We start from the raw sequence: 9,793 nt of genomic DNA, 5'->3' as shown, positions 1-9,793 counted from the left end.
TTAACTTCCCAGCTGCATTATCACTTTACTGGGTTGTTGGTAATATCTTTGGTATTGCTCAAATGTACTTTATCAAAGGGCCAGAGATTAAGGCTAGCAAAGCTGGAGGCTCAAGCAAGTGAGTATAATTACTGCTAAAGGACAAACAGTCGAGCTGGCAGTAGAGGATGCTTTAAGGCAATTAAATACATCAAAAGATCGAGTAGATATAAATATTGTCGATGAGGGTAAAAGAGGATTCTTAGGTTTATTTGGGAATCGTCCTGCAGTAGTAGAAGTTGTATTGAAGAAAGATCCAATTCAGGAATGTGAAGAATATTTAAGAAATGTTATTCACAATATGGGTGTGGAAGTTGAAATTAGTAAAGTTGTAAAAGGACGCGAGATCGAATTTACAATTTCTGGTGATGATGTAGGAGTTTTAATTGGAAAAAGAGGTAATACACTAAACTCTTTACAGTATTTAACAAAACTTGTTGCGAATCGTAACACGAAGCAGTATATAGGTATTACACTAGATGCTGAAAATTATCGTAGTAAAAGAAAAAGTACGCTAGAATCACTTTCTTATCGATTAGCGAAACAAGTATCTAATACGAAAAAAAGAGTTATTTTAGAACCGATGCCATCTTTTGAACGAAAAATTATTCATCAGGCATTATCAAATCATCAAGGTATCAAAACAACTTCTGAAGGAAATGAACCACATCGGCATGTTGTAATATCTCCTAAATGACCGGTTGCTCAAATGAGTGCCGGTTTTTTTGAGCGAAAAATAGATGTGGATAACTAAAAAACACTAAACTTATCCACTGTGAATAAGTTTAGTGTTTTTTACATGGGGATATAATAAAATGAGTTATTCTTCTTTTGTAGATAGGTTCGTTATGGTATCCTAATAATTTAGTGAAAGAAATAATCATGTTGAAATAGAGATAAATAAGCAAGTGAGGTGAAAGGACATGGAATTTGATACAATTGCTGCGATTTCCACAGCGCTTGGAGAGGGTGCAATTGCCATTGTTCGAGTAAGTGGGGATGATGCGGTTGAGAAAGTTGACCGTATTTTTAAAGGGAAGGATTTAACAGAGGTTCCTTCTCACACTATTCATTATGGTCATATCGTTGATTTAGATACAAATCAAGTTATTGAAGAAGTTATGGTGTCTATTATGCGCGCACCAAGGACTTTTACACGTGAAAATATAGTGGAAATTAACTGTCATGGCGGACTTGTTTCAGTAAATAAAGTATTGCAACTTATTCTAGCGCAAGGAGTACGATTGGCAGAACCGGGCGAATTTACAAAACGTGCTTTTTTAAATGGACGTATCGATTTATCACAAGCAGAAGCTGTTATGGATTTGATTCGAGCAAAAACAGATCGTGCGATGAATGTAGCAATTAATCAAATGGAAGGGCGATTATCTAAATTAATTGGTCGCCTACGTCAAGAAATATTAGAAACATTAGCTCATGTTGAGGTAAATATAGATTATCCAGAATACGATGATGTAGAAGAGATGACACATAATATTTTAATTGAGAAAGCGACGCATGTTCGTTCGGAAATCGAAAAAATATTAGAAACATCAAAACAAGGGAAAATTTTACGTGAAGGTATTGCTACAGCAATTATCGGTAGACCTAATGTTGGGAAATCATCGTTATTAAATAGTCTTGTTCAGGAGAAAAAAGCAATTGTAACTGATATTGCAGGAACAACTCGTGATGTTATTGAAGAGTACGTTAATGTGCGTGGTGTACCTCTTAAACTTATAGATACAGCCGGTATTCGTGAGACAGAAGATGTTGTTGAACGAATTGGTGTGGAGCGATCAAAAGAAATGATGAGCCAAGCAGATTTAGTATTAGTTGTTGTCAACTATAGCGAGGCTTTAACAAATGAGGATGAAGATCTATTCCATGCGGTACAAGGAAAAGACTTTATTGTTATTGTGAATAAGACTGATTTACCGCAAGCGATTGATATGGAACGTGTTACAGAGTTAGCTGCGGGAAATCGTGTTATTACAACATCCTTAATTGAGGAACAAGGAATAGATGAACTCGAAAAGGCAATAGCTGATTTATTCTTTGAAGGAACAATCGATTCTGCAGATATGACATATGTTTCTAATGCGAGACATATTGGATTATTAACACAAGCGGGACAAACAATCGGTGATGCAATTGAGGCAATAGAAAATGGTGTACCAATTGATATGGTGCAAATTGATTTAACAAGAACGTGGGAAATACTTGGTGAAATTACTGGTGACACAGTCCATGAAAGCCTAATTGACCAGTTGTTCTCTCAATTTTGTTTAGGAAAATAATATAGTGATGTTTTAGAAAGATAGAGATTATTAGGAGGAATAAACAATGGGATACAATGCCGGTTCATACGATGTCATAGTAATCGGTGCAGGTCATGCAGGATGTGAAGCTGGTCTTGCGGCAGCACGAATGGGCTCAAAAACATTAATGTTAACAATTAACTTAGATATGGTAGCTTTCATGCCATGTAACCCTTCTGTTGGTGGACCAGCAAAAGGGATTGTTGTTCGTGAAATTGATGCATTAGGCGGAGAAATGGGACGTAATATTGATAAAACTCATATTCAAATGCGTATGCTAAATACAGGTAAGGGGCCAGCTGTACGTGCACTTCGAGCGCAAGCTGATAAATTCTCTTACCAACATGAATTGAAGAAAACAATTGAAGAAACACCAAACTTAACGTTATTCCAAGGAATGGTAGAGCGTTTAATCGTTGAAGATGGTATGTGTAAAGGGGTAGTTACACAAGCTGGTGCAGAATATACAGCAAAAACCGTTGTAATTACGACTGGAACATTTTTACGTGGCGAGATTATCATGGGCGACTTAAAATATTCAAGCGGTCCAAATAATCAGCAACCGTCTATTACATTATCTGAGCATTTAGAGGAACTTGGGTTTGATCTTGTTAGATTTAAAACAGGGACACCTCCGCGTGTAAACAGTAATACAATTGACTACAGTAAAACAGAAATTCAACCAGGTGATGATAAGCCACGTTCGTTCTCTTTTGAAACAACGAAATTTATTATGGATCAAATTCCATGTTGGTTGACATATACAAGTACAGAAACACACCGTTTAATAGATGAAAATTTACATCGTTCAGCTATGTATTCTGGTATGATTAAAGGAACAGGCCCTAGATACTGTCCTTCTATTGAAGACAAAGTAGTAAGATTTAATGATAAACCACGTCATCAAATTTTCTTAGAGCCAGAAGGGCGTAATACACAAGAAGTATATGTGCAAGGTTTATCCACAAGCCTACCAGAAGATGTACAACGTGACATGCTTAGAACAATTCCAGGCCTAGAAAATGTTGAAATGATGCGCACAGGTTATGCAATTGAATATGATGCAATTGTGCCAACACAACTATGGCCAACACTTGAAACGAAAAAGATTAAAAATTTATATACAGCAGGACAAATTAATGGAACTTCTGGTTACGAAGAGGCGGCAGGACAAGGGCTTATGGCTGGGATTAATGCAGCATGCCGTTCTTTAGGTAAAAAAGAAGTTGTTTTAGGTCGTGAGGATGCTTATATTGGTGTCTTAATTGATGATCTTGTTACGAAAGGTACAAATGAACCATATCGTTTATTAACATCTCGTGCAGAATACCGTCTATTATTACGCCATGATAATGCTGATCTTCGTTTAACTGAAGTTGGTCGTGAAATTGGATTAATTAAAGAAGAGCGCTATGAGCGATTTACAAATAAAAAACTACAAATTGAACAGGAAAAGGAACGTTTAAGCAGCATTATTATTAAACCACGTCCTGAGGTTCAAGAATTAATTCGCAATATTGGCGGAAGTGAATTGAAAGATGGAATACGTGCAAGTGACTTATTACGTCGTCCAGAGATGACATATGAGCATATTCATCTTTTAGTACCAAGTGAAGTAGAATTAAGTGATGAAGTTACAGAACAAGTTGAAATTCAGATTAAGTACGAAGGATACATTGAAAAATCTTTACAGCAAGTAGAGCGTATGAAGAAAATGGAGAGTAAAAAAATACCTGTAGATATTGATTATGATGCGATTTCTAGCCTTGCCTCAGAAGCTAGACAGAAATTGAAAGATGTTCGTCCACTTTCAATGGGGCAGGCTTCACGTATTTCTGGCGTAAATCCAGCGGATATTTCCATTTTACTTGTTTATATAGAACAAGGAAAAATTGCGCGCGTATCGAACCAATAAATAGTAAGGAGATATTGCTAGATGAACATAGAACAATTTCAATCTATGCTAGAAGAGAAGGGGATCACCCTCTCTTCTAGACAGTTAGAGCAGTTCAAAATCTACTTTGAAACATTAGTAGAGTGGAATGAGAAAATGAACTTAACGGCTATTACAGAAAAAGAAGAAGTATACTTAAAACACTTTTTTGATTCTATTACAGCTGCTTTTTATTATGATTTTTCAAAACCGTTCTCAATTTGTGATGTTGGTGCAGGGGCTGGATTCCCAAGTATTCCTTTAAAAATCTGTTTCCCGCACTTAAAAGTAACAATTGTAGATTCATTGCAAAAACGTATTAATTTCTTAAATCACTTAGCACAAAAGTTAGAATTAAGTGATGTTGCATTTTGTCATGATCGTGCTGAAACATTTGGGAAAAAAGAAGGTGTACGTGAATCATACGATATTGTAATGGCACGTGCAGTTGCACGTCTTTCTGTATTAAGTGAGCTATGTTTACCACTTGTAAAAGTTGGAGGAACATTCATTGCAATGAAAGGTGCAGCAGCAAATGAAGAAATCGAAAATGGTAAGTATGCTTTAGAGGTGCTAGGCGGAGAGTTAAAAGAGATGTCTACGTTCCAATTACCGTTTGAAGAGAGTGAACGTAATATTTTATTAATCGAGAAAAAGCGCAAGACACCAAAGAAATATCCACGCAAACCGGGAACGCCCAATAAATTACCTATTGAAAAATAAATCTTATTAGACGTAAGATTAAATTATATAAATGAAAACGTAAATGTTTCATAGGAAACATTTTATGGAGAATAGTCAATAGGCCTAAAAGGTGGTGGAATATGTATGAAAAATACGTTTTCTCGTTTATTTGGCTTTGGAGATAAAGAGAGCGAATTCGAATTACAAGACGAAAGCCATGAAGAAATAGATAAAAAGGTATATGAAGAAATACAAGAAATTCCGATAGTAAATATTACCCCTAACCGTTATCAACCAAGAACAGTTTTTGATGATGCGCGTATTGATGAGCTAGCATTAACGATTCGTACACATGGACTTATTCAACCGATTGTTGTAAGGCAATATGAGGATGATAAGTACGAGATTATCGCTGGAGAAAGACGCTTTCGTGCGGCAACAAAGTTAGGTTGGGAAAAGGTTCCTGCAATTATAAAGAACTTAAATGATACAGAGACAGCTTCTGTAGCTTTAATTGAAAACTTGCAACGCGAGGAACTAACGGCAATCGAGGAAGCTGTGGCATATCAAAAGCTGATTGAGTTACATAATTTAACACAAGAAGCATTGGCACAACGACTTGGAAAAGGACAATCTACAATCGCAAATAAGTTGCGATTGTTAAAGTTGCCTGAAGAAATAAAAAGTGCATTATTAGAAAAAAGCATTACAGAACGTCACGCCCGCGCTCTCATTCCTTTAAAAAATGAGGAATTACAACTGAAGGTTTTACAGGAAATTGTGGAGAAACAACTGAATGTAAAGCAAACAGAAGAACGAATTGCGAAGTTACTAGAGGAAGCAAAACCGAAGCGTAAGGCAAAGCAAAAAGCAGTAAGTCGAGATACGAGGATTGCTATGAATACAATTAGACAATCTTTACAAATGGTTACTGAAAGTGGTTTGAATGTTAATTCTGAGGAAGAAGAATTTGATGAGTACTATCAAATTACAATTAAAATTCCAAAGAAAAAATAATAATGACGTGTTAGAGACCTTATCCTATTGGAGAGGTCTCTTTTACTATATTTTCTTGTTAAATGAAGAAGGAGTTTAGAAATAAATTTTGAAGTTTAATAAAGGACGTAAAAGAAAAAGTTTTATTTCATGTTACAATAAACGTAATTGTTATTAGAATAAGATAGAAAGGTTGAAAGTAGGTGACATCATGGGAAAAATCATTGCTATTGCTAATCAAAAAGGCGGTGTTGGAAAAACCACAACATCTGTTAATTTAGGGGCTGGATTGGCGCAAGTAGGTAAAAAAGTCCTTCTTGTAGATATTGATGCTCAAGGAAATGCAACGACTGGTGTGGGAATTGAAAAATCTGAATTAGATCAATGTATTTACAACGTTCTTGTGGAAGATGCAGATGTTCAAGGGGTTATACAGAAAACCGCAACGGAAAACTTAGATGTTCTACCCGCTACAATTCAATTGGCTGGTGCTGAAATTGAATTGGTACCGACTATTTCCCGGGAAGTACGTTTACAAAGAGCATTACAGCCAGTTCGTGATGAATATGATTATATTATTATCGACTGTCCCCCATCTTTAGGGTTATTAACAATTAATGCATTAACAGCAGCAGATTCTGTTATTATTCCTGTACAGTGTGAATATTACGCACTAGAAGGGTTAAGTCAGCTATTAAATACAGTTCGACTTGTACAAAAACATTTAAATAAAAATTTAGCAATTCAAGGTGTATTGTTAACGATGTTGGATGCCCGTACAAATTTAGGGATCCAAGTTATAGATGAAGTGAAAAAGTATTTTAGGGATAAAGTATATCGCTCGATTATTCCGCGTAATGTACGCTTGAGTGAGGCTCCAAGTCATGGGAAACCTATTATGCAGTATGACGCTAAATCAAGAGGAGCAGAAGTATATATAGATTTAGCAGAGGAAGTGATTGCAGGTGGCTAAGGGATTAGGAAGAGGAATTAATGTGTTTTTTCCTGATTTAGATGTGAAAGAAGAGGAAACAATTCAGGAGATTCTTGTAACTGAATTAAGGCCAAATCCATATCAACCGCGTAAACACTTTAATAAAGAGGCTATTCAGGAATTAGCAATTTCGATTAAGGAACACGGTATTCTACAACCATTAATTGCTAGGAAGAGTATTAAAGGATATGAAATCGTTGCAGGTGAAAGACGATTTCGTGCTGCAAAAGAGGCTGGTTTAGAAAAGGTACCTGCGGTTGTAAGACAATTAACTGAACAGCAAATGATGGAATTTGCTTTGTTAGAAAACTTACAACGAGAAGATTTAAATCCTATGGAAGAGGCAATGGCATACCAGATGTTAATGAATGAGCTAAATGTAACGCAAGAACAATTAGCGAAACGTCTTGGCAAAAGCAGACCTTACATTGCAAATTATACTCGGTTATTAAGCCTCCCTTCGTTCGTCCAAGATATGATTGCAAATGGTCAACTTTCAATGGCTCATGGGAGAACTTTACTTACGATAAAAGATGAAGAACAATTGAAGTCCTTATTGAAACGCATTGAAAAAGAAGGATTAAATGTTCGTCAATTAGAGAAAATCGTCCAAGAGATTAATCAACACGTTTCACGTGAAACAAAAAAAGTGAAAAAAGAGCGAAATATATTTTTCGTAGAACGTGAAACGTTCTTAAGAGAAAAGTTTGGCACAGATGTGAAAATTAAAGAGACGAAAAAAGAAAAAGGTAAAATCGAAATTGAATTTTTTAATAAAGAAGATTTGAATCGTATTTTAGAACTATTATCACAAAAAAAATAAAGAGCAAACCATCTTATTATTTATAGATGGTTTGCTTTTTTTAGTGCGGATAATTTTTGATCCGTCTCTTTTATACTTTGTGCGATTACATCGGCCATTTTCATAACTAAACTTAATCTTGTATTTTGAAGAACGAAAAACTCCATAAACCCATTTAGATTGACGATACCGTGTATATGCAGATCACCAACTGCAGGTAATTTCTTATTCATAGCAGCTCCAGGCTTACTAGGGCCCTTTCCAGTAGTGATTGACCCGATATTTTGAGACTTTCCTAAACATGCATCAACAGCAATTATAAATGCAGCAGGATATTCTTTCTGTATATTTTGAATTTTTTCTTCTAAATTTAGCGCATGTACTGGCTCATCTAGTGTACCGAATACTTGGAGGTTTTTGATGTCTATTTGTTCAAGTTTTGTACCAACTAACGGGCCGAGTGCGTCACCTGTAGAACGATCTGTTCCGATACAAACGAGAATGAGTGGTATATTAGTTTTAATAGGAATGTGGGTAAGTAAGAAATTACTGATTATCTCAGAGGCTTCTAGATCCTGGTGCATAACGTTTTGAGTTTCTTTCTCAAAAAATGGTAAGCGAAAACTTCCAATATTCATGAAGCACCCATCCTTTTAATAAATTTTCAATATATGTTATATGGTGAGAAAAATGGAAATCTATAAGTGCGTAATTTTTGCAAAATGTGAATGAAAACGGAAATAATAGTACTAGTATATATATATTCGTTCCATTTTATACCTGAATGGCGGGGGTAAAATAGGATTAAAATCATAAAATTTTTTCAGCAATTAGAGGACTTCTGATACAATAATAAGGATAACTAAAAAGAAATTTTAGCTAGAGAGGTAGAGGTACATGGATTTATTAACGAAGTGGTTTAATTCTACGAAACAGTATTTATTAGATGCTGATCGTTGGGCTCATATTGGAGTTGCGACATTAAAAATATGTATTATTTTAATAATCGGTGCAGTTGTTGTGCGAATTGCAAGAGCGGTTGTACGAAATGCGTTTCGTATGGGGAGTCGTTCTCCAATTCAAATTTCAGAACGTCGTACAGTTACAGTAGCGAAATTACTTGAAAATATTGTAGCGTACGTTGTTATGTTTATTATGCTGATTGCGATTTTAGGTGTGTTTGATATTAATGCATCAGGTTTATTAGCGGGTGCCGGGGTAATTGGTTTAGCAGTCGGATTTGGTGCTCAAAGTTTAGTGAAGGACGTTATTACAGGTTTATTTATTTTGCTAGAAGATCAGTTTTCAGTTGGCGATTATGTTAAAATCGGTCAATTTGAAGGAGTCGTTTTAGAAATTGGACTTCGTACAACGAAAGTAAAGAGTTGGACAGGTGAAATTCATACTTTACCAAACGGAAGTATTATTCAAGTTACTAACTACTCAGTTAGTAATAGTGTAGCATTTGTTGATGTATCTATTTCATATGAGGCTGATATTGCGAAAGCAGAGCAGGTTATTGAAGATTTATTAGTAGAGTTACCTTCAAAGTACGAAAAAATGGTAACAACACCTCAATTATTAGGTGTGCAAACGTTAGCTGCATCAGAAGTTATATTACGCGTTATTGCTGAAGTAGAGCCGATGCAACATGCAGTTATTGCAAGGGCACTTCGTAAAGAGATTAAAAATCGTCTTGATTTACATGGAATTGAAATTCCATATCCACGTATGGTTTTATATAATCGTGAAGAATTGGTTAGTGGAAAAGCAATTTAGTATGGAGAGGAGGAGTTTGAAGAGTGGAGCAAAAGGAATATAACTTGTACGATGTTGTGGAAATGAAGAAAGCACATCCATGTGGCGAGAATCGTTGGAAAATTATTCGTATGGGAATGGATATCCGCATTAAGTGCGAGGGATGTGACCATTCAGTAATGATTACTCGAAGAGAGTTTGATCGTAAGGTGAAAAAAATACTTGTGAAGCACGAAGAATAGAGAGAGAGTAACAGTTACAGTAGG

General features: G+C 35.6%; 10 protein-coding genes and 1 pseudogene. 10 read left to right on the top strand and 1 reads right to left on the bottom strand.

All coding sequences use genetic code 11. From position 1 onward, the window contains the following. From MR160_RS31350 to spo0J, 8 genes and pseudogenes are all read left to right on the top strand, one after another. A pseudogene (locus MR160_RS31350) lies at positions 1 to 122 on the top strand (OxaA precursor); the annotation flags it as partial. After that, on the top strand, positions 119 to 736 hold the full coding sequence (jag, locus tag MR160_RS31345; protein WP_000022797.1) for an RNA-binding cell elongation regulator Jag/EloR: 618 nt from the start codon (positions 119 to 121) through the stop codon (positions 734 to 736). The pseudogene MR160_RS31350 and the gene jag, both read left to right, overlap by 4 nt. Positions 737 to 962: 226 nt before the next feature. Further along, positions 963 to 2,339, top strand: a complete 1,377-nt coding sequence (mnmE, locus tag MR160_RS31340) for a tRNA uridine-5-carboxymethylaminomethyl(34) synthesis GTPase MnmE (RefSeq protein ID WP_000393760.1) — start codon at positions 963 to 965, stop codon at positions 2,337 to 2,339. A gap of 46 nt (positions 2,340 to 2,385) precedes the next feature. Next, positions 2,386 to 4,275, top strand: a complete 1,890-nt coding sequence (gene mnmG / locus MR160_RS31335) for a tRNA uridine-5-carboxymethylaminomethyl(34) synthesis enzyme MnmG (protein ID WP_000541045.1) — start codon at positions 2,386 to 2,388, stop codon at positions 4,273 to 4,275. 21 nt (positions 4,276 to 4,296) lie between these two features. Then, a complete protein-coding gene (gene rsmG, locus MR160_RS31330) occupies positions 4,297 to 5,016 on the top strand; it encodes a 16S rRNA (guanine(527)-N(7))-methyltransferase RsmG (RefSeq protein ID WP_001019628.1) in 720 nt (239 codons plus the stop codon). 105 nt (positions 5,017 to 5,121) lie between these two features. Beyond that, complete coding sequence (gene noc / locus MR160_RS31325) at positions 5,122 to 5,994, top strand: nucleoid occlusion protein (RefSeq protein ID WP_000799016.1); 873 nt, start codon at positions 5,122 to 5,124, stop codon at positions 5,992 to 5,994. Between the two features lie 190 nt (positions 5,995 to 6,184). Continuing rightward, positions 6,185 to 6,946, top strand: coding sequence for a sporulation initiation inhibitor protein Soj (gene soj, locus MR160_RS31320; RefSeq protein WP_000516114.1), 762 nt, complete (start codon positions 6,185 to 6,187; stop codon positions 6,944 to 6,946). Further along, the gene (gene spo0J / locus MR160_RS31315) at positions 6,939 to 7,790 is read left to right on the top strand and encodes a stage 0 sporulation protein Spo0J (protein WP_001051833.1); all 852 of its coding nucleotides are present in this window, start codon (positions 6,939 to 6,941) and stop codon (positions 7,788 to 7,790) included. Before soj ends, spo0J begins: the two co-directional genes overlap by 8 nt. A 20-nt stretch (positions 7,791 to 7,810) precedes the next feature. Here spo0J and yyaC read toward each other — a convergent pair whose 3' ends face one another. Further along, positions 7,811 to 8,407: a spore protease YyaC gene (gene yyaC / locus MR160_RS31310; RefSeq protein WP_001020711.1), complete on the bottom strand. Its 597-nt coding sequence runs from the start codon at positions 8,405 to 8,407 to the stop codon at positions 7,811 to 7,813. Positions 8,408 to 8,666: 259 nt separating this feature from the next. Between yyaC and MR160_RS31305 the strand changes: the two genes are divergently transcribed. Both MR160_RS31305 and MR160_RS31300 read left to right on the top strand, forming a co-directional pair. After that, entirely contained in the window at positions 8,667 to 9,548 is an 882-nt protein-coding gene (locus MR160_RS31305) for a mechanosensitive ion channel family protein (RefSeq protein ID WP_000365111.1), read from the top strand. A gap of 23 nt (positions 9,549 to 9,571) precedes the next feature. Next, a complete protein-coding gene (locus MR160_RS31300; protein ID WP_000435486.1) occupies positions 9,572 to 9,769 on the top strand; it encodes a DUF951 domain-containing protein in 198 nt (65 codons plus the stop codon). Positions 9,770 to 9,793 lie beyond the last annotated feature (24 nt).

Origin of the sequence: Bacillus cereus group sp. BfR-BA-01382, from assembly GCF_022663475.1 — a bacterium.
Taxonomy (GTDB): domain Bacteria; phylum Bacillota; class Bacilli; order Bacillales; family Bacillaceae_G; genus Bacillus_A; species Bacillus_A thuringiensis_S.
The sequence above is the reverse complement of the archived record's forward strand: the minus strand, read 5'-3'. Positions and strand labels throughout refer to the sequence as shown.